This is a genomic window from Pseudanabaena sp. CCNP1317 (assembly GCF_034931345.1).
Classification (GTDB): domain Bacteria; phylum Cyanobacteriota; class Cyanobacteriia; order Pseudanabaenales; family Pseudanabaenaceae; genus Pseudanabaena; species Pseudanabaena galeata.
In genome coordinates, this window is the sequence record NZ_JAYGIF010000058.1 from 21,730 (window position 1) to 43,201 (window position 21,472).

The following is a 21,472-nucleotide window of genomic DNA, read 5'->3' on the forward strand; positions in this document are numbered from 1 at the left end:
TTTGAATAGATTCTTGTTTCAACTTCACACAACATCATTTCTAATGCTTAACTTCTTACCATTTGCATTTGAGTTTACATCTCCAGGTCCGATCGCCTTTGGAATCGGATCATTTTCGATCCGTTGGTACGGAATGCTGATTGCCTCCGCAGTTGTTATCGGCACACTATTAGCCCAAAAACTTGCAAAAAAACGTGGTATCGATCCAGATATAGTCGGCAATCTCGTAATTTGGTTGGTGGTTGGTGCTATTCCCTGCGCCCGTCTATACTATGTTTTATTTGAATGGCAGCGCTTCCAAAATCAACCTTGGTATAAGGCTTTTGCAATTTGGGAAGGCGGCATCGCGATTCATGGCGCAATCATTGGCGGTGCAATAGTCACAATTATTTTTTGCCAACGCCAAAAAATCTCAGCATGGTTAATGACAGATATTGTTATGCCTGCGCTGATTTTAGGTCAAGCAATTGGACGTTGGGGCAATTTCTTTAACTCTGAGGCTTTTGGCAGACCGACCGATCTTCCTTGGAAATTATTTATTCCCGTTGATCGCCGCCCACCAGAATTTGCAAGCGAATCATACTTTCATCCCACATTTCTGTACGAATCGCTTTGGAATGTGGGTGTGTTTGCAATCTTGATGTTTCTATTCTTCAGATTTCCCAAAATCAGAACTGGGACATTAACCATGACTTATGCGATCGCCTATAGTCTAGGGCGCTTTTGGATTGAAGGGTTGCGTACAGATAGCCTGATGGTTGGATCGCTTCGTACTGCCCAAGTCATCAGTCTTGTGGCGATCGCATTAGGTATTTTTGGTTTAGTTTGGCTATACGGATTGCGGCGGCGTTTTCCTGACACGGTTTCCCCAAAAGTTTCTCAGAAAAACAGTCACACATAAAAAATGCTGATTCTTGCATTGCGATCGCTCTAAAAAGCATTTGACTTATCAGATATTTTTTAGAGTGATCTCAACTTTAGATACACCTTAGACGCAGCATTAAGTTTTTTCCTTCCACAAGATAGTCATTACTCATGCTGGTATAGTTTGAAATGCTTATCAGTTCTAGTGAAGAACAGTCACTAGAGGAGACGGGGAAAGTTTGGTGCAAATCCAACACTGTCCCGCAACTGTAATAAAAGCAATCAGCTTTTTGAGTCAGGACACCCGCTAATGAGCAATTTCAAACTCTTATTTCATTTGCGAGGTACAAAATGAAAAATTCCGTTCAAACAATATGGTGGCGGACTGAGCAGTTCGTTATGTCAGTGCAAGTACAAGCAGTTTTATATGTTGTCTTGTGGGCGCTAATAATTTGGTCGGTTTACTTTACAACTTATCCTGCGGTGCATGACTCCGTTCATTCGCTTCGACATCACACACTTGGAGTGAGTTGTCATTAATGTTCGAGTTCAGCACTTACAGGAGTTTTTAATCGTGTTATCAAAGTTTAAATTATCAACATTTTTGATGGGCTTCACCTGCTTCATCATTATCGCAAGTACCGCATTCATTGGGGTTTCTCAATCATCCCAACCCTCTGTGCAATTAGTGACCGCGCCGCCGATCGCGCAAGTGACTCCATTAGAAGCAGAAGCCACAAAATATTTAGGTTCTGGGCAGTACGATTCACCTGTCCAGTTAAAGTTACAGGCGCGAGATGCCGCAGGTAAGTCATTACAGAATGCACAGTTTCATCTACAAATCCTCACTCCTGCACCAACACCTTGGTTTACCACAGACTTTCCAATTGTGGAGGGGACAAAACTTTTGGACATTGTTGGAGATGCTCCTACAGGTGAGTTTTTAGTCCAGCAGGTTTTTCCAATTCGTGGTGAGTATCAGTTGAAGATCAATGTCAATCCAACTGTAGCTGATGCGTTTACCCCAATTGAGCAAACCTTAAATCTCACAGTTCCTGAAAATCCCTTGAAGTTTCGCTACTTTCCTATTCTTATTGCAGTATTGTTAGCGATCGGGTTTGGTGGTGGTTGGATTATCGGTGGTGGGCAAAAGACTAAGATTCAAGCTGGAGAAATTGCCCCGCAACGAGTTCGATTACTTCTCAGTGGTGTGACTGTTTTAGCGATCGCCGCCCTGTTGTTCTTTAATATCAGTGCCGAATTAGTCAAAGCACAATCAGGCATGGAGTCAGAGACATCTACTGCTAATAATTCTGGTTTAATCGAGTCTCAAGGACTAAGACTGGAGTTAACTGGAGATAAATCCACTACGGTTGGACAGATGGCAGCTTTTCAAGCAAAAATCACTGACAGCAAAACTAATCAGCCTGTCAGTGATGTCATTGTTGCAATTAAGTCCACTCAATTAGAAAATAACTGGGTAGCTTTTGGCTATCAAGGTGTTGCCGATTCTAAGGGGTTACTGACATGGCAAGAGCAATTCTTTGATGGTGCGCCTCACAAAGTTGAAGTTAAAGTATCGCCTAGCCCAACTAGCAACCGTCAATTCCAATCATTCCAAGTGATTCAAGAAATTGATGTAGAAGGAATTGCCCCACCGATGTTAGTTCGATTTATCGGGTTATTTTACTTCACTGCTATTTTAGGATTGGGGTTGATTGGAGGATTATGGTTACAGCAGAAGTTAGAATCAATCTAAATCAAATTGTATAGCTACTGAGTATTGGCTATCATGATGTACCCCAAAAGGATAATGGCAGAGCGAAGTGTCGTCATTCTCCTTTTGCGGGTAATGTGTCATATTTGTTGGAAAGGTGATGAGAATTGAAAGCAAAACTTATGCTCCCTTCCCACTAATTATTCACTATGTAATGTGCAACTAAGAATTAGGAAAAAAGCAAGTCTTCATCCTAATTCTTAGTTGCACATTACGTTTTAATGGGTTTAATAACTGCTGTTTCTAATGTCTTGGGGCATACATGATGACCAATACCCCTAAAAAAGCGATCCAAGCACCGATTAGGTCAAATTTATCAGGGACAACCCGATCAACTAACCATCCCCAAGCGATCGATAACACAATGAAGACTCCCCCGTAGGCTGCATACACTCTGCCAAAGTTTGCAGTTTGTAGAGTGGGAAGAACAGCATATAAACACAATGCAAGCAATCCTAAAATTGCTAGCCAAATGCTTTTGCCTTCTCGTAACCATAGCCAAAACAAGTAGCCGCCGCCGATTTCACATAATCCGGCTAAGACAAATAAAAGTAGGGACTGCATCATAAATATTTTCTTTTACTCAGATTATCAACTATGATAAATCAAATAATGAAACGATTATGAAAGCTATTTATGGCTTAACCCTGCTCAACGGTAATATTTTTTATGGAACCTAATCCAATTCGACGCTCTCTCCTTGGAGCAGGCTTACTAGGGGCTGGAACTCTTTTCGGTAAGTTATTCCCTGCCAATGCGGTTGCTCAATCCCCCGACTTATCAAAGGGCAATCAGAAAGGGATGGATATGTCCCAGTCGGGCATGGTGCATGGCGGTAACATGATGGTCGGAGAGGTTGATTCGACTAAAAATGGATTTGACCCGCGCAAAATGTTAACCGATTGGGATGGGGGGAAAGTCTCGCAGTTGCCGAATGGTCAAACGTTGCGAGAATACGACATTGTTGTAAAAGAAAAAGAAATTGAAATTGCCCCAGGGGTAAAATACCCAGCTTGGACGTATAACGGGCGAGTACCTGGACCAACAATCCGAGTCACAGAGGGCGATCGCGTACGGATCAATTTTAAGAATTCTGGATCTCATCCCCACACAATTCACTTTCACGGCATTCATTCAGCGCGTCAAGATGGAATTGCGGGGACACTCGAAGCATTTCCTGAGATGGAAGTCACCTATGAGTTTGAGGCAAAACCATTTGGTTGTCATTTATATCACTGCCACTCGGTTCCATTTAAACGCCATATGCATAAAGGAATGTATGGAGCATTTATTGTTGACCCCGATCCTCAAAAGCATCTCGAACAGGAAGCGGTGGCGAAATCTCGGCAACTAGGAACGCCTGAAAATGCCAATTGGCAGGAATTGGTCATGGTGATGAATGCTTTTGACACTAATTTTGACGAGAAGAATGAAGTCTATGCGATCAATACGATTCCCTTCGAGTTTATGAAGCGTCCAATTCGGGTTGAACGCGATCGCCCAATTCGGATTTATCTGATCAATGTGGTTGAATTTGACCCGCTCAATTCTTTTCATCTCCACGCTAATTTCTTTGATTTCTACGATCACGGCACAACGCTTACCCCGACCCATCGCATAATCGATACGGTATCGATGATCCAAGCCCAGCGCGGCATTTTAGAGTTTTCTTTTAAAGACTTTGAGGCTGGAAAATATATGTTCCATGCCCATCAGTCTGAATTTCTCGAATTAGGTTGGATGTCTGCTTTTGAGGTAATGGCATGAATGAGCAAAAACTGCAAAAACAAAATACTTGGCTTTGGGTGATTCTTCCCCTAGTTTTGATTACTGCATTAATTGGTATTTTTCTAACGACAAATCCACTAGCACTGTTGAAGAGTTCTGCACCACCCGTAGAAAAACTCACCGTAGAACAGACAGTTTTAGATGAGACAGGCATTTCCCTTTCCGTTCGTGCTGATGGCTCACAACCGATGCAAATTGCTCAAGTGCAAATCGATGGAGCCTATTGGCAATTTACGCAAGATCCAGCAGGTGAGTTGCCTCGGCTTTCGAGTGCTTGGATTCGGCTGCCTTATCAATGGGTCGAAGGAGAAGCTCATCATATTAATTTGTTGACGAATACGGGCGCAGCGTTTGAGCATAAAATCGAAGTCGCGGTGCAAACTCCCATGATTTCTGGCAATCGCTTGTTGAGCTTTGCCTTATTAGGGTTGTATGTCGGTATTGTCCCTGTTGGTTTGGGAATGATGTTCTACCCAGCTTTAAAAGCGCTGAGTGGTCAGGGCATGAAATTTCTATTGGCGCTGACTCTCGGTATGTTGGGTTTCTTGTTTGTTGATACCCTTCTAGAAGCAATCGAGAAAGCAACGAAAGTCGCTACAGCTTTTTCAGGCGGTACACTGGTTTGGTTGATTACTGCGGCTAGCTTCTTAACAGTCTTTATGATTGGTAGACGAGCTGGTAAAGCTCCAGAAGGAACTAAGTTATCGACATACATGGCTTTAGGCATTGGTATTCACAATTTAGGAGAAGGCTTGGCGATCGGGGCTGCTTTTGCGGTTGGGGAAGCGGCTCTAGGATCTCTGCTTGTCATAGGTTTTACGCTCCACAATATTACTGAAGGAATTGGCATTGCAGCTCCGCTCATTGACCTGCGCCCAAAACTCAGAACTCTGATTGGTTTAGTCGCTTTAGCGGGGTTACCTGCGGTGATCGGCACTTGGATCGGAGCATTCGCGTTTATGCCGATTTTTGCCGTGCTGTTTTTGAGTATTGGAGCAGGAGCCGTGTTACAAGTAATTGTCGAGGTTGGGTCATATCTAACTCGCACTGCCCAAAAGCAGGGTGGTTCGTGGTTGTCTAAATCAAGTTTGGCTGGATTTAGTTTGGGTCTAGCCGTGATGTATGGAACAGCGCTGTTGGTGAGTGCTTAAAGCATGGTAAGTGAATCATAAATAAACTGCCCTGACTGCGATCGCTTTTGACAGTAATTTGACCTTGGTGATGATGCACGATCGCCTGAGCGATCGCCAAGCCTAAACCCGTCCCTCCCGTTTTGCGAGAACGATCGCCATCAACTCGATAGAAGCGATCAAAAATTCGATTTTGCTCAGCCTTAGGAATGCCAATCCCTGTATCTTTCACCGCGATAACAGCATTGTGGTCTTGGACTTCTAAACTGATATGCACTGATCCTTGAGCAGGACTGTACTGAATTGCATTCGCAATCAGATTTGATACCAGTCGATAAAGTTGTGATTCATTGCCAAGTACATAGATTTCCATAGAAGGAACTTGACTAGTTAAGTGAATATCCGATGCAGTAGCAAGTTCTGACATTTCTTCGGTCAAGTCGCTGACTAAATCATTCAAACAGCAGGATTGAAATTTTTTTGGAGATGAATTTTGCTCAAGACTAGACAGCAGCAGTAGGTCAGCAATTAAATTACTCAAGCGCCTTCCCTGCTTTTCTACTTTGTAGAGCATAGTTTGCGTATCTGCGAGATTAGCTTGTGGTACTCGTAAGATTGCTTCGACAGTAGCAAGGAGACTGGCGAGGGGCGATCGCAATTCATGGGCAGCATTGGCGGTGAACTGTTGCTGTTGTTGATAGGATTTGTAAATCGGTTGCATTGCTAGTTTAGATAGCCACCAACTAGAAATAGCGATTAAAATCAGCGCGATCGGCAACCCAATCGCCAAAATTATTTTGATTCGCTTTACTTCTGCATCAAAGGGTTCTAAGGTGCGCCCAATTTGCAAATAGCCCCAAGAAGTTTTGACTTTATGTTGTTGGCTCTGATGACTCTTGGCATCATCGCTATGGAGAATAATCGTGAACTGATGATAACGGACTCCATTAGCACTTTGAAAAGTTTGCCAAGGATGATCAGATAAACTTGAAGGTAATTCTCTAAGTATCTGACTGGGGGAAAAGGCGATTAGTTTACCTTGATAATTGAAGAGACGGATGTAATATGTACTGCGATCGCTAATGCCAGTAGTATGCCGTTGAATTAGAGTAGGACTGACATTACAAGGCTGGTCTACTAAACAGAGTTCTGGCAAAATCCGCCGTAAAATTGCGGTTGGTTCTTCAGAAGCAGGTAACATCGGTTCTAAACTATCGTGCAAAGTCCCTGCGATCGATTCCATTTCCCGTTCCATCGCTTCCCAATTGGATTGAATCAGAAAGCGATACATACCAAATCCCGACAAACTCAAAATTACTGCCATCACCCCCGCATACCAAAGTGCGAGACGAGTACGGCTACGGCGAAATAATAGATGGGTGTTCATGGCTGCGTGTTAAACCGATAGCCTTGACTGGGAATCGTTTCAATCGGACATTCACAGCCATAGCTTGATAATTTACGACGTAATAAACGCATTTGTGCCGCGACTACATTGCTGATTGGCTCTTCATTGAGATCCCAAAGTTGATTGCGAATTTTGCTGCCTGAAATAATGCGATCGACATTTTGCATGAGGTAAGTGAGAATCTGAAACTCTTTTGTTGTTAAGGGAATAACCTGTGATACTTGATCAGATTCCGTCACTAATAGTGCGTTATTGGCATAATCCAGAGAAAATTTGCCGATGGTGAGAATTTGTGGTTGCAAATTTGGCGATCGCCTTTGCAATGCGCGTAACCTTGCCAAAAGTTCTTCCATCACAAAGGGTTTAACTAAATAGTCATCAGCTCCTGCATCTAGCCCTGCGATCCGATTTTCGGGCTGTCCTAGAGCCGTGAGCATGAGTACGGGCAATGGATTTTGGTGCGATCGCAGTTTTTGGCATAGTTCTAGCCCTGATAGTTTGGGCAGGAGCAAATCAAAAATTGCCACAGAATAGTCTGTCCATTGATTTTCGAGATAGTACCAAGCTTGAGCGCCATCAGTTACCCAATCCACTACATATTTTTCGCAAATTAAAACCTGCTTAATCGCTGTTCCTAAGTCTATTTCATCTTCTACAAGCAAAATTCGCATGGATCTAAGTAAATTAATCACGAGCTTGATTGTAGCGAAACAATTAGCATTTCACCTCGATTTCATCGCACCTCTGGCAAGCTACTGAAGAATTTATTAAGCCTTTTGCCATTGTGAGGATATCCTATGAAAAAATTGCCATTAGTTAGTGCTGCCCTAGCAGCAATTTTAGCCGTCGCCAGCCCTGTATTTGCCCATGTCGGACATGGAGATGAATTTCAGTCTAAAGGCAAGATTCAGCGCGTGCAGATAAATTCTGAAACCGATCAACAGCTTGGGATTATTGTTACACCGATCGCTCAAACCGCAAAAAGTGCCGCAGGGGTGATGGTTCCAGTAACATCTTTGGTTGAAGCCGATGGTAAACAGCTTGTATTTGTGCAGTACCAAAACTTCTATGAGCCAGTGGAAGTCAAGACTGGTAAGACGCAGGGAGAAAATATTGAAGTTATTGATGGTCTATCAGTAGGCGAAAAACTGGTGACTCAGGGTAGTTTGTCTCTCTATGCCCAATCTCGCAAGACTCAGAAAGCCGATCCAGTAGCTAGTCCCAGTACAGTAGCTAGTCCTAATGCAGTTGCAACCGCGATCGCCACTCCCCAAAGTACAGCAGAACATAATCAAGCCCACGTTAAAGGAATTGCTCACAGCGATCAAGGTGTATTGTCGCAAGAAAATAACTTGCTAGTTGGTGGTGTAGTTGTTGGCGGTAGTGCGTTGGCATTGATTGGTGGTGGAATTTTTCTACTCAAAAATCGTCAAAGCAGTCGCAAAAAACTAAAGCTTAACTCTCGTTCTAAAAATCAGGGAGACGTTTAAGCTCGATGTCTAACTCAATTTTGAACCAGATTCTTAAAGGCTCAATCGTGCAGCGATGGCTGATTGTCGTTTGTGCGATTTTAATCACCTTGTGGGGAGTCTTTACTGTGACGCAGATGCCTCTGGATGTATTTCCTGAATTTGCACCGCCTCAAGTCGATATTCACACTGAAGCTTCTGGACTTGCGCCCGATGAAGTGGAGTCACAAATTACAATCCCGATTGAAAGTGCGGTTAATGGCTTGCCAGGGGTAACGATTGTGCGATCGTCCTCTAAGGTGGGGCTGTCGATGGTGAATGTGGTATTTGATCAAAATGCTGATATTTACCGAGCCAGACAATCGGTTACAGAGCGACTTCAGCAGGTGACAAATCAGCTTCCTGAAGGGGTACATCCGCCAGAAATTTCGCCTTTAGTTTCGCCACTGGGAACTATTTTGCAATATGCCTTTACGGTGAATGGTCAGGGCAGAACTTCGCTAATGGATCTGCGCCAGTTGGTTGAAGGGAATCTGAGAAACCAGATTTTATCCGTCCCAGGGGTGACTCAGGTGACCATTTATGGTGGTGATGAACGTCAGAATCAGGTGCTAGTCAATCCTGCCAAATTGCGATCGCTGAATGTTTCTCTGACTGAAGTTACTGATGCAGCTAGAGGCGCAAATTCTAACGCACCTGCTGGCTTCCAGATTGGCGGTGGTCAGGAACTACTTGTACGCGGTATTGGCAAAGTCAAATCAATTCAAGACTTACAGCAATCAGTAGTCAAGGTTGATAATGGCAAACCAATTCTGTTGAGAGATGTAGCTGAGGTCAAAACGGGAACAGCGTTAAAGCGTGGCGATGGTAGCTTTAACGGTAAACCTGCGGTGGTGCTGATGATTAACAAACAGCCTGATGTGGATACGCCCACTGTCACCAAGGGTGTAGAAGCCGTAATGCAGTCTTTGCAAACGACATTGCCCGCCGATGTCCAAGTTGCTCGCACTTTCCGTCAAGCTAACTTTATCGATGCTGCAATTAAGAATGTCAGTGGTTCGTTGATCGAAGGCATCGTGATTGTATCGGTGATCATGTTGCTATTTTTGATGAACTGGCGCACTGCTGTAATTACTCTAACTGCGATTCCTTTATCACTTTTGATCGGGTTGATGCTGATGAAAGCCTTTGGCTTAGGCATTAACACAATGACCTTAGGTGGTTTAGTCGTAGCGATCGGTTCGGTTGTCGATGACTCGATCGTGGACATGGAAAACTGTTATCGCGGACTAAGAACCAATCAAGCACAGGGTAATCCTAAACATCCTTTTCAGGTGGTGTATGACACTTCTGTAGAAGTTCGTCTAGCGGTGATTTTTTCCACTGTTATTATCGTGGTTGTGTTTGCCCCGATTTTTAGTTTGACGGGTGTGGAAGGTCGCATTTTTGCGCCGATGGGATTAGCCTATCTACTGTCAATTGCGGCTTCGACTCTAGTTGCAATGACGGTTTCACCTGCCCTTTGTGCGATCCTATTGGCAGACCAAACCTTGCCACAAGAAGGTACTTTTGTTTCACGGTGGGCAGAACGCTTGTATCGTCCATTCCTAAGTTTGTCGATGCGATCGCCGATGATTATTATCGGTTTCGCACTTGCCGCCCTGGTTGCAACGAGTGTGATAGTTCCCTCCCTCGGACGAGTTTTTCTGCCCGAATTTCGAGAAAAGTCAATGGTTAACTCGATGGTGCTTTTTCCTGGGGTATCTTTAGATATGACCAATCGCGCAGGGATGGCACTATATAACTCGCTCAAGGGCAATCCATTATATGAGTGGGTGCAAGTGAGGTCAGGACGCGCCCCTGGTGACGCAGATGGTGCAGGCGTAAGCATGGCTCATGTGGATGTGGAATTAAGCGATGCCGCTCTGAAAAATCGGGAAGAAAGCATCAAGCAATTGCGGGAAGCCTTCAACAAATTACCAGGGGTGGCTCCGAATATTGGTGGATTTATTTCGCACCGTATGGATGAAGTGCTATCGGGTGTCAGAAGTGCGATCGCGGTCAAAATCTATGGCTCTGACCTCGCCCAACTGCGAACCATCGGTGAACAAGTACGCGATGCGATCGAGCCTGTTGCTGGGCTTGTAGATTTGCAACTAGAACCGCAATTACCAATCCGTCAAGTCCAGATTCAATACAACCGCACGGCGGCGGCAACCTATGGATTGAGTATGGAACAGATATCCAATGTTGTCGAAACTGCTCTGAATGGTCGTGTCGTTTCGCAACTATCAGAAAATCAGCAGCTAGTTGATACTGTCGTCCTATTACAAGAATCATCTCGTAATAGCCTCGATGACATTCGCGCTATCCCTCTGATCGCCCCGACAGGGCAACAGATATCCCTCGGTGAAGTTGCTCAGATTAGTTACGGTATGGGCGCAAATGTGATCAATCGTGAAGATGTTTCACGGCTAATCGTAGTTTCTACCAACGTTGCTGGTCGGGATCTCAATAGCGTTGTCAAAGACATTCAAGCTCAGATTCAGCAAAAAGTGAAACTGCCCAATGGCTACTTTATCCAATATGGCGGACAGTTTGAGTCAGAGGAACGAGCCACTAATAATCTTTTAGTGTTCAGTATTCTCGCGGCGATCGTGATCGCTGTATTGATGTTCTTCTCTGTGAAATCCATCCCTGCAGCGATCGCCATCATGATCAACTTACCTCTAGCTTTAGTCGGTGGGATTATTTCCGTTGCGCTTACTGGTGGTGTCATTTCCATTGCCTCCCTCATTGGTTTCATTACTCTGTTTGGAGTTGCTGTGCGTAATGGCTTGTTGCTAGTTGATAACTACAACAATAAATTTGCTCAAGGAATGCCTCTTAAAGATGTAATTTTTAAAGGTTCTATGGAACGAGTTAATGCCATTTTGATGACTGCACTCACTTCTGCGTTAGGAATGCTGCCCTTGGCAATTTCTAGTAGCGCTGGGAATGAAATCTTACAACCTCTAGCGATCGTGGTTTTAGGTGGCTTGATTACCTCTACGATTTTGACCCTATTGGTAATTCCTGCTATCTACGCCAAGTTTGGTAAGTGGCTAGTTCCCAAACAAAAATCTTTAAGTATTGACAACCAATTCGAGGTGAATGAGAACCCACAAGTATTAGTTAAATCATAGCTATAAAGACTTTAAGAACTAGACTAAGGAACAAATTCGCCTTAATTTAGTTCTTAAAGTCAAAATTTTTTGATTTTAAGATTCTATTGCGACTGTTTAAAAATTATCTCTATGTTCTTTTATCGTTCAAAACAAAAACACAACAAAGATGGCGAAGATAAGGTATACAGTAGAAAGCAAAAGATTTGGGATATCGCTTCAATTCTGAGCCTATTTGCCTTACTCTGGTTTCTCCAAAATGCTCAGAACGTCATAAGACACATTAATTATCTGAAAGTAGCTGAAGATGTGCCACCACTAGCTATGTCTAATGGCGATCCCTATATTCGAGCTTTGATGAGAACTATTTCTGCAAGCGAGTCCAGTGGTAAGAACTCCTATGCGCTTTTATATGGTGGAGATCATGTTCACGATTTAAGTCAACATCCTAATCAATGCATTCCGATTAAAACTGACGTAAATAAAGGAAAATGCTCCACCGCCTCTGGGAGGTATCAATTTCTTACCTCTACTTGGATGGAAAAAGCTTCTAAATATCATCCCAATCCATCTGAAACCCCAAATGGCATAACCTATAGCTTTGAGCCTGAGTACCAAGATATCGTTGTCTATCGATGGCTCAAAGATCATCATCAATGGAATGTGGATATTTTAACTTTGCTCAAAAAAGATCGGGTTGAAGATGCTTTGGGTGAGTTGTCTGATGTTTGGACTAGTCTAGGCAGTGGGCTTGAAGATAATTTGATGACACCATTTTTACCCAAGCTTTATCGTAAATTTCTAGCTGAAGAACTTGCCTCTACAAGTAAAATGAGTGGATCTCAAATGATTAACAAAATTGAGTCTTTCTAAACCTAAAAACTATCGATACCTATCTCAGCCCAACCAAAATGCCACAGGTTCCCTCATCATTACGATGCCTCAATAATTCAACTTTTGCCAGACTCTATACTGCTCAGACGATCAGCTTATTTGGTGATGCTCTAACATGGTTAGGATTAGCTCTACTAGCTTTTGAACTAGCAGGGAAAGATAGTGCTGTAGTGCTTTCTGTGGCTTTGACCTTGAGAGTTACGGCTTTTGTGATTCTCTCCCCAATCGCAGGTGCGATCGCCGATCGCTTAGATCGCAAACTAATTCTCGTCATCACTCACATTGCGCGAATGGTGATTGTGGGAACCATGCCATTTGTAAATGCAGTTTGGCAGATTTATGTTCTAGTCTTTGCTCTAAATGTATTCAATGCCTTCTTTACGCCTACATATCAAGCCACAATCCCTTTAGTCACGGGTAAAAGTGAATATGCTCAGGCGATCGCTCTTTCTGCTGCGACTTATCAACTGCTAGGCGTTTTAGGTCCTGGAATTGCTGGAAGTATGTCGGCATGGATTGGCGCAAGACAGATATTTTTTCTGGATGCAATTTCTTTCTTAATTGCCGCAGTTTTGATCTTCTCACTTCCAAATCAACTTAGAGTAGAGCGAAATGAAAATTTAGAAGAATCTCAAAAGGGAGCGATCACTACAATTATTGGTGATGTTAAAGAAGGAACCACACGCTTATTTGCTAATGCTTTTATTCGCTATGCCCTCTTTCTGCAACTTGTCGCATCGATCGCAGGAGCGCAGATTTTAGTAAATACCGTAGGCTACATAAAAGGAACGCTCAAACTAAGCAGTTTAGAATATGGATGGGTAATGGCTGCTTTTGGCATTGGCGCAACTATAGCGGCGGTAACTGTAGGAGCGATCGGTAAAAAGTGGGAGCGCACAATTGTAGTTCTGTTTGGCGCAGTTTTGATTACTTTGGCAATTTTACCCGCGAATTATGTCGGTTTAGTGCCATTGATATTACTTTGGGCGATCGCAGGAATGGGACAAGTTTTCGTGAATCTACCCACCCAAACTCTCATCGCGGATCAGATTCCCTCTAACCTTCAAGGGAGAGTTTATGGCGCACATTTTGCTTGGAGCCATCTATGGTGGGCAGTTTCCTATCCCATTGCAGGTTGGTTGGGAAGTCAAAGTAATACTTCGTTTCTTTACGGAAGCTTGATCGGGTTTGCCCTTCTCGCAGTAGTCCAGATCTTGCTAGCTCCTAAAACTCATGAACATCAGCATGAATATCTCTGGCATGAACACGAACATACTCACGATCCACATCATCAACATGATCATCCTGAACATATGTTACTAACCGAACCACATACGCATACCCATGAGCATCTGCCAACCAAACATCTTCATGCTCACTACCATGATATTCATCACCTACATAGCCATTAGATGAATTTTATATACATTTCAGCGAAGGAAACCCATTGCAGAACCAATCAATAAAAATAATCCCATTACTTGGGGCGAAAAATCAAACGATAGAATGCGTGGGTAGTGTGTCACATTTGTTGAACTAGGTAATTGATAAAAATGGCAAACCCATACCAGCATTTTTTATAGCCTATTCTTGTTATTTTCTCCCCAACAAATGTGAAACATTACCGAATGCGTGTTTAAGACCGATCTTGCAGTTTTTTACATTTATCCTGTATCTATCCCTACTCCTTCTGTATCAATTGATTAGTAATCTATCCACGAATCACAATAATTTCTCGACCTGCGGGACTGATGACATTTTCAGTCGTAGTGCGATCGCTTAGCGGCGGCAAACCTTTACGGCGATCGAATATCACTAACCATCCTGTATCTAAGCTCAACCCTGACAAATACTTATCCAACTGTGGCAATCCTTCCTTAATTGGATCAGATCTTTTATCAGCCCATACCTTCAACTCCATTGCCAAAGTTACCTTACCATAGCGCAAGCAGATATCCATTCTTCCCGAACCAATGGCATATTCTCTCTCCAAAGTGCCGCCACCATTAACAACACGGTGCAGAAAAGCCATCAACACCAGATGGGGCGCAATCTCTGGATAGGGCGTACTTCCAAATAAAGGCTCTCCATGCTGCCGCCAGAATAATAAGAACGCTTCCAACAAGCGATCGGGCAAAAATTCACCTTGCTCACTAAGCCAGATTGGTTGAAGATACCCAATAGAAGCAGTAGTTACATAGGCAAGCACTCTAGGAAGCACTTCCTGATAAATAGGATTAGCGATCGCCAAACCATTTTCGTTAGTACAAAGCCCTAAATCTAAAACGTAGCGAATATCATCCTGTGGCACATCTGGTAGCTCCTGCCCAGCGAGAATAGGCTGAATCATTGCTCTGACTCGATCTTCTCTTAGTCTCTCCGCAAGGCTATCCAGATGCGTATCTTGTCTCTTAATGAGTATTTCCTTCGCTTGATTCACTAACTCAGCCGTAATAGGAATAGATGGATCTTTCGTAATATATTCAACAATTTCCTTAGCGATCGCATTGACCAACCAAGGCTGACCCTGAGTCAAATGAAAAGCTAAATCAACAGCTTCAGGAGTAAATATTTGTCCTGTGGCTTCCGTATGCTGCTGATAGAGCTTTCTCACATCCTCAAGGGTGAAGTTACTCAGCGTGAAGGAGCGCACTTTGATATTAAAAGGACTAGAAGTATTCAGGCGATCGCTTCCTCCCGAAGCATACTTATAATCCCGCACATCGCGCATCCCCACCAAAGCAACTGACTGTGGGAATCCTTGTGGACGGCGCGGAAATCCATCCCTCAACTGTCGTAACACAGTCATCAAAGTTTGATTTTGTAGAGAATCTATTTCATCAATGAATATTACCAATGGTCTTGGTGAAGCCTCCGACCATATTTTTAAAAAATTACCAATACGCTGTGGCGGCTGATTTACATTGTAGGTTGGTGGTTTCAGTTCGTCTGGCAACCAGAAATCTGCCGCATCTCGCCATGCTGCTAAAATGATATCTTCTGCTTTTTCTGGTTCATTAGGGAAAGTTGACCCGACTTCTGCCGATACCATTACCGATGTATATTCACCACTAGTGGTGAGTTCTTGCGCGAGGGTCAGCATTGCTGTAGTTTTACCCGTCTGACGTGGCGCATGGATCACAAAATAATTTTCTTGAGCAATTAATTGTTTGATTTCAGGCAAGCGCTCAGTCGCTGACAACATGTAATGAATATCAGCTTTACAAGGACCAGCAGTATTAAACCATTTTGGCATGACAACAACTAACTAACGGGCATAGATACCCCTTCAATATATAACAACGCGCCAAGCAAAGCCCTGAAACGCTGAAAACACATTACAAACACTAAGTATAAATACTTATTCGCATAAATTTAATGGCAAATAAGTATTGATTATTTGCTCTAAGATGTTTCTAAGACGAATTGGGCTTTCAATCTTGAAGACGATCGTTTTTATGATTATGACCATAAGTTTGCCGCAGCGGCAAACTTATGGTCATAATCATCTAGGGCAAGGGACTCTAACACATAGCCAGTAAGCATTTCGGTAGCAGATGTCCGCTAAATCCATTCTCCTTAAGCCCTTTAGCCAGCCACAGGCAAAATTTGTCTGTGAATGAAGTGGTAAAATCAGCAATGGGAGGCAAATCCAGATGCAGCAGGAAGATAACTCCAGACTGCTCAAGGCTTTTGGCAGATTCAAGAGTTTACGATTTTCGGCAAGCTTATGCTTGTAATTCAAGACTTTCGGCAAACTTATGCTTCCACCTAGGGAGACGAATCTAGGTGAACCCAACGGTGAAATCGGTATTTCAAACTCAGTAGCGGCAAATTTATGGTGCTAATGGCGGCAAGCTTATGGTCATAATCTCAGTTTTTTTCGCATCTTCTAACACTACACTTAGAGATAGGGGTTGCTGATGGTACTTTGTAAGCTAGATGGTGATGCCGTTATGTCGATTCCAGAGCCAATTTTAGTTGTTTACAGTGAACCGCCTAAAGTGATCGCCACTTCAGACTTGCGCCAAGCAAGAGTTGATGAGTTTTTAGCGTCAAGGTCTTTACAACCCAAAAGTCGTAAAGCGTATCAAGCGGACTTGTGGACATTTATGGATTGGTGCGATCTGGCTTGGGTGGATGTGAGTCGTCGTAAAGTGACACAGTTTAAAACTTTTTTGCTGAAGGAACGCGAACTGGCGTTGAGTTCGGTGAATCGAGTGCTGCGAACTCTGAAATCTTTTTATCGATGGATGTTGCTCTCGGAATATGTGGTTGCCGATCCGACGATTGGCATTCAGCAAGAGCGATTACCCGATCCTGTGGCAAAGGATTTGGAGGATGAGGAGGTATTACGGATTTATGAAGCGATCTCGCTAGGTAAAGGGGTGTTACGCGATCGGGCTTTGTTTTCGATTTTGTTGCATGGGTTGCGGGCGGAGGAGGTTTGTCGTTTGAATATTGAGGATTATGTGAATGGGGAATTGGCGATCAAAGAGGCGAAATGGGATAGTAAGGGAGAAGTGCCTTTGACGAAGTTTGGTATTCAGGATTTGGATACTTATTTAGATTGGAGGAGGGAGCAAGAGGGAGAGTTATTATCTGATAGTCCTTTATTTGTATCTTGTTCTAATCGTAGTCAGGGTAAGCGGTTGACCTATTGGGGGATTCGACATGTGATGGATGATTTGGCGGAGAAGACGGGGATTGATTTGCATTCGCATCGGGGTAGGCATACGTTTGCGACGAATTTGATTGTGAAGTATGAGCTAGATCCTTCTTTGGCGATGGAGTTGACAAGACATCGGGATGTGAGAAGTTTTAGGCGCTATACAAATCGCAAGAATAAGATTGCGGCGAAACGGGCTTTTTTAAAGGCGGCGGCGAAGTTAGAATAGTGGTTAGAACATTAGCTGGCATATTGGCGATCACAGGATGGAGGTTGGGAAAAAATAGTTCTATGATTCATAAATTCCAAACTGGTCATTGCCGAAATGTACTATATGTGGTGCAAACTTGAGGCAGCCCACAACTCTTAAGTAACTGTTAGAAAATACCTAAATTACGCTCTTCATCTCGAGTAGATTCTGACTCTATCTGTCTATCAATATCTGCTATATACGCTCTAACCCATTTGCTTACATTCTGATTATGATGGTTAATAAATGGTAAAAGAGCTTTCTTGTCAGCTTCTAAATATGGGACTAAAGAGCCTTCCCAGCCTCGTGTAGCCATATTTGCCCCAAGAGTATTTACAACTTTTTCATCATTACCAAAATTCTCCAGAAGTTGAATAAATAATTTAGTGGGTTGTTGCACTTTATTAACGGTCTCTAGGATATTCACACAACTGGCAATAAAGTTTGGACCTAGGGCTGGATTTTTTTGGCACCAAGAAATAACATTATCAGGATTTAAGACAGACAATACACTTGGCTGTTGATTGGAAAAGCTATTTTCTCTATCAATAACCTGTTGAAGCCAATAACGCTCCATTCCCCTTGCTGCCAGTATGGCATCACCCAAAATAGGCCACAAAACCTCTTCATACTCTTGCATAAGGTCAGTAAGTAAGGGCTTTATATAATCCCAAATATCTCCATGCTCAAAACCTTGCGAACAAGAAGCAATAATCTGATTTACAATGGCAATAGCAAATTCCTGATCTGGGAATTTGAGAATGTTCTGCGCTAGTCCATGCCAATGGTAGATATCTCTGTAAGTTCCCTTCTGATCTTTAGACAATGAGACAGCTAATACTAATTTCTTGAGTGGATCAATAATTTCCTTGACGAATGCTTTATTGCTATGGCAATACATAAAAATAACATTTAGAGCCGACCAAGCAGCTACATTTCCTAGAGCGGATAAATTCAAACAAAATTCTGCAATAGTTGATGGATCAATACCGTCTGTGACACGACCATAACCTAGAAGATTTGCACTGTTGGCAGAAATAGTATCTTGGGAAATGAGTTCTAGAAGTTTATCTAAGTGAATCTTCGTTATTTTCCCAGTCCGAATGACATCTGGGTAAAACACAATCAGGTGTTTGTCCTCTAAAAGCTTGTCAATATATATTTGCCAAGTTGCTTGTGATTTCTCATATATACCGCTATAAAGACCAAGTGCAAAGCTTACATTAGGCGATTGAATAGTGACAAGCTGCTCTAGTGTTAGATCAAGTAATTGTGTAAAGTCGGCAAGTTCTATCGCTAATTGTCTTCCAAATGTATATGACTGCTTCTGTTCATTTTTCATTAATAAGCCGAGTAATGGAAAAAGAGAAGACACCTTTTTAGCTATATCTATTGCCAGTGTTTTCGCTTTTTCAGCCGCCATATCAATGTAGATTCCATCATCGTCTTCGTGATGCTCCCAAGGGGGGTTAATTACTATAATCTTAAGCTTATCAGTTAGATCAGAATCATCTGGATTAAGTAGAACCAACCAAGAATTTAATGCATCAATTGCTTTCTGATTAAGCTGTGCAGCATCATATTCAAAAGTATGTTTTATGCTTTCAAGTGCCGATGGCCAATATTTACCATTTACTTCAATAACCTGCTTGATCGTAGTATCAAGCATATCAATACGACCTACACGCACGAATCCACGAATAGAGTGTCCTATTATACTCATAGCTTTTTCTTTTCGATCATCTTTTCTTTCCAGAATTAGCAGAAGCAAATCGAAAGCAGCTTGCCATAAGTCGAAGATATCCTGCCAAATTTTTGGTCGCCATTCCTGAAGTGGTGCTTTTGTACCCTGATACTCTGCCCCAACCATTCGGTGACCTCCATTTATTCTGGTTGCCTGCTCTAAAGCATTAAGAATAACCATATCAATTTCAGGACGATTCAGGTCAAAAGCTTTACTTAGTAATGTAAAACGGATATTAGGATCGGCTGCCGTCCCCGATAAATCGCACCTGAATAATTGTGAGAATATACCTGTGGCATTGTTGCTCCAAGTTTCATTTTCGGCTGAGGCTAAGAGTAATAGGCACCATGCCGACTCTTCAAAAAGATTCGCATGGAAACAAAGCTTTTCGAGTGCCCAAACTAAATTTCTTCGGATATTGCCATCTATATGTAATAACTGCTGGTAGTTAAGATTAAAGAGAGTCTGGTAGAGTGCGGCAGATGTAGCTTCGGGATTTACATTCACAAATGAGCGGAAGAGTCTAGAACCCCGATTAGATAGGATCACCTCCGCTTGGCCAAAAGGGCCTTGAGTTCCACACAAATCTTTAGTGAGCAATTTAACATCAGGATGAAAGTCCATTTTCTCAATCTGTTGGCAAAAGCCTTCAATTAGTGACTCTGGAATCCCATTTACAAGCTCTTTCTGTTTTTGCTCCCTAGTTTTTGTCCACCACTGTCCTGCCAATCTTATAGCTAATGGTTTTGGAACTACTTGCCCATATCGTCCTCGTCTATCAATTAGTCCTCGTTCAGAATATTTTTGTATACATTCGTATACGGTATCAACATTTAGCCCTACCAAACCTGCGATATATTTAAGTTGATCTTCAACTTCTTGCTCTATGCCAAATGTATCAAAAAGAGAACATACTTGAAGGATTTTTAGATGATCGGGATTTTCCTCCTCCCCACGTTTCCATAATAGCTTGTTGGCTAAGTCGTCTTCACCAAGTTCACCTATTCTTGGATCTTCATTTAACCTAGCCTCTGCTAAAAGAACAGCCATTTGAGGAAAGCCTTGAGCAAAGCTAACAATTCTATCTAAATCCGTTAGTCGATTACTATATATTGGATTTAGAAGTTGAAGTAATTCATCATTACTCATCTGCTTAAGGTCAAAACACTTCGTTGCGTCAGAAACTTTATCAAAGTTGTAGTCCAAACTTAGTAGGCTGATTTGGCTATTTCCTCTCCCAATCTCTTTTGCCAACCGCTCATGAAGTTTGTACTCGCAGTTATCAACAACCAATATTGCGCTCAAGCCTAAGCTAATCCAATCAGCTACCAGAGCATCAACATTAGGAGCATGATTAGCATCCACATATACCAAGAGACTTCTGATTTCCTCGCACTCAACAAATACCTGATAAGCCATTCTAGTTTTACCTAACCCTGAAAGCCCCTTTACTCGAAAACAGGATTTTGGTTTTGGTAAGTCAGAGATTAGAGTTGTAATTATGTCCTTTCTACTTGCTACGGAAGTGAAAGGTAGGCTGCTTAAGTCTTTATACTCACTCCATAAGTCAAAGGTTTTTAAACCTCTTTCAGCTGGTCTTCCAATCCAGTGCTGAACAGCAACAATTGCAGGGATATAGAGATTTACCCATCCTTGAATTTGGCTTGCGTCGTATATTTGCAAATCACAGGTTAAAGCATAACTCTTGCCAAGTGTGGTTAGATTCTCGCGTATTTTTTTGATGCGAGCTTTTTTCTGTTTATTATTTAGCTCTTGCGTAGTAAATACAACATAGCTACCTCCAATGCTAAGAACTTCATCGACTTGAGATTTTACAGTTTTGTCTTTTGCTAAGATTTCATTCCCATAATCTGTTGGTCCCATATCTGTGGCTTTATTTTGAAACAAAGTAAGCCTGTTTGGAATATAATCCGTTGAAGCTACTCCATTCTGCCAAGAGATCCGTCCATCCTCTCCACCATCCCCAGTTGTGATATTTAGAGCTACTTCAACAGCGCATTGTGCTAGATCATAACGAAAAGCTTCGGCATGAAGTAAAATTTTCAACAACTGTGTCAATTGAAAATCTTTCAACAGATTGATACTGCCAGATTCTACATTAAATGGTTTTGTCATTTCGATCCCAAAATTAGTATGATTTTTATTTTCATTGGCTGGCGATCACATTATCGTGTGGCTTTCACCACTCAATAAAGAATATAGTGCTCCCCAATGTCAAGAGAGAGATTTGGGCTTGGCTTGGCTCGAACGAACATTCCATGACTAGTATTGTGACTGTCAAGTTTTTTGGGAAG

At 42.5% G+C, this 21,472-nt stretch carries 15 protein-coding genes and 1 riboswitch; of the genes, 10 read left to right on the top strand and 5 right to left on the bottom strand.

From position 1 onward, the window contains the following. Positions 1 to 43: 43 nt before the first annotated feature. The 3 genes from lgt to VB775_RS12260 all read left to right on the top strand — a co-directional run bounded on the left by lgt (position 44) and on the right by VB775_RS12260 (position 2,623). Positions 44 to 901: a prolipoprotein diacylglyceryl transferase gene (lgt, locus tag VB775_RS12250; RefSeq protein ID WP_281010066.1), complete on the top strand. Its 858-nt coding sequence runs from the start codon at positions 44 to 46 to the stop codon at positions 899 to 901. 143 nt (positions 902 to 1,044) lie between these two features. After that, positions 1,045 to 1,191: riboswitch (cobalamin riboswitch) on the top strand. Between the two features lie 24 nt (positions 1,192 to 1,215). Beyond that, positions 1,216 to 1,404, top strand: coding sequence for a CbtB domain-containing protein (locus tag VB775_RS12255; RefSeq protein ID WP_281010065.1), 189 nt, complete (start codon positions 1,216 to 1,218; stop codon positions 1,402 to 1,404). 34 nt (positions 1,405 to 1,438) lie between these two features. Further along, positions 1,439 to 2,623: a hypothetical protein gene (locus tag VB775_RS12260; RefSeq protein ID WP_323216803.1), complete on the top strand. Its 1,185-nt coding sequence runs from the start codon at positions 1,439 to 1,441 to the stop codon at positions 2,621 to 2,623. Between the two features lie 261 nt (positions 2,624 to 2,884). Here the strand turns inward: VB775_RS12260 and VB775_RS12265 are convergent, their stop codons facing one another. Continuing rightward, a complete protein-coding gene (locus VB775_RS12265; protein ID WP_281010063.1) occupies positions 2,885 to 3,208 on the bottom strand; it encodes a YnfA family protein in 324 nt (107 codons plus the stop codon). Positions 3,209 to 3,310: 102 nt separating this feature from the next. Between VB775_RS12265 and VB775_RS12270 the strand changes: the two genes are divergently transcribed. After that, a complete protein-coding gene (locus tag VB775_RS12270; RefSeq protein WP_281010173.1) occupies positions 3,311 to 4,408 on the top strand; it encodes a multicopper oxidase domain-containing protein in 1,098 nt (365 codons plus the stop codon). Beyond that, positions 4,405 to 5,580, top strand: a complete 1,176-nt coding sequence (locus VB775_RS12275) for a ZIP family metal transporter (RefSeq protein WP_281010172.1) — start codon at positions 4,405 to 4,407, stop codon at positions 5,578 to 5,580. Before VB775_RS12270 ends, VB775_RS12275 begins: the two co-directional genes overlap by 4 nt. On the opposite strand, the gene rppB is transcribed toward VB775_RS12275, so the two are convergent. Both rppB and rppA read right to left on the bottom strand, forming a co-directional pair. Next, entirely contained in the window at positions 5,528 to 6,946 is a 1,419-nt protein-coding gene (gene rppB / locus VB775_RS12280; RefSeq protein WP_281010171.1) for a two-component system sensor histidine kinase RppB, read from the bottom strand. The two genes, VB775_RS12275 and rppB, sit on opposite strands and share 53 nt — an antisense overlap. After that, positions 6,943 to 7,638, bottom strand: a complete 696-nt coding sequence (gene rppA, locus VB775_RS12285; protein WP_281010170.1) for a two-component system response regulator RppA — start codon at positions 7,636 to 7,638, stop codon at positions 6,943 to 6,945. Before rppA ends, rppB begins: the two co-directional genes overlap by 4 nt. A 126-nt stretch (positions 7,639 to 7,764) precedes the next feature. Here rppA and VB775_RS12290 point away from each other — a divergent pair, with 126 nt between their 5' ends. The 4 genes from VB775_RS12290 to VB775_RS12305 all read left to right on the top strand — a co-directional run bounded on the left by VB775_RS12290 (position 7,765) and on the right by VB775_RS12305 (position 13,906). Continuing rightward, on the top strand, positions 7,765 to 8,457 hold the full coding sequence (locus VB775_RS12290; protein WP_281010169.1) for a cobalt transporter: 693 nt from the start codon (positions 7,765 to 7,767) through the stop codon (positions 8,455 to 8,457). Between the two features lie 5 nt (positions 8,458 to 8,462). Then, positions 8,463 to 11,621, top strand: a complete 3,159-nt coding sequence (locus VB775_RS12295) for an efflux RND transporter permease subunit (protein ID WP_281010168.1) — start codon at positions 8,463 to 8,465, stop codon at positions 11,619 to 11,621. 111 nt (positions 11,622 to 11,732) lie between these two features. Then, complete coding sequence (locus VB775_RS12300) at positions 11,733 to 12,473, top strand: glycoside hydrolase family protein (RefSeq protein ID WP_281010167.1); 741 nt, start codon at positions 11,733 to 11,735, stop codon at positions 12,471 to 12,473. Between the two features lie 38 nt (positions 12,474 to 12,511). Then, on the top strand, positions 12,512 to 13,906 hold the full coding sequence (locus tag VB775_RS12305) for an MFS transporter (protein ID WP_281010166.1): 1,395 nt from the start codon (positions 12,512 to 12,514) through the stop codon (positions 13,904 to 13,906). Between the two features lie 299 nt (positions 13,907 to 14,205). Here VB775_RS12305 and VB775_RS12310 read toward each other — a convergent pair whose 3' ends face one another. Beyond that, on the bottom strand, positions 14,206 to 15,750 hold the full coding sequence (locus tag VB775_RS12310; RefSeq protein WP_281010165.1) for an ATP-binding protein: 1,545 nt from the start codon (positions 15,748 to 15,750) through the stop codon (positions 14,206 to 14,208). 667 nt (positions 15,751 to 16,417) lie between these two features. Here VB775_RS12310 and VB775_RS12315 point away from each other — a divergent pair. Continuing rightward, positions 16,418 to 17,392 carry a tyrosine-type recombinase/integrase gene (locus VB775_RS12315; protein WP_281010164.1) on the top strand — a complete coding sequence of 325 codons (975 nt, stop codon included), beginning with the start codon at positions 16,418 to 16,420 and terminating at the stop codon, positions 17,390 to 17,392. A 148-nt stretch (positions 17,393 to 17,540) separates the two neighbouring features. Here VB775_RS12315 and VB775_RS12320 read toward each other — a convergent pair whose 3' ends face one another. Continuing rightward, on the bottom strand, positions 17,541 to 21,293 hold the full coding sequence (locus VB775_RS12320; protein WP_281010163.1) for a hypothetical protein: 3,753 nt from the start codon (positions 21,291 to 21,293) through the stop codon (positions 17,541 to 17,543). Positions 21,294 to 21,472: the final 179 nt, after the last annotated feature.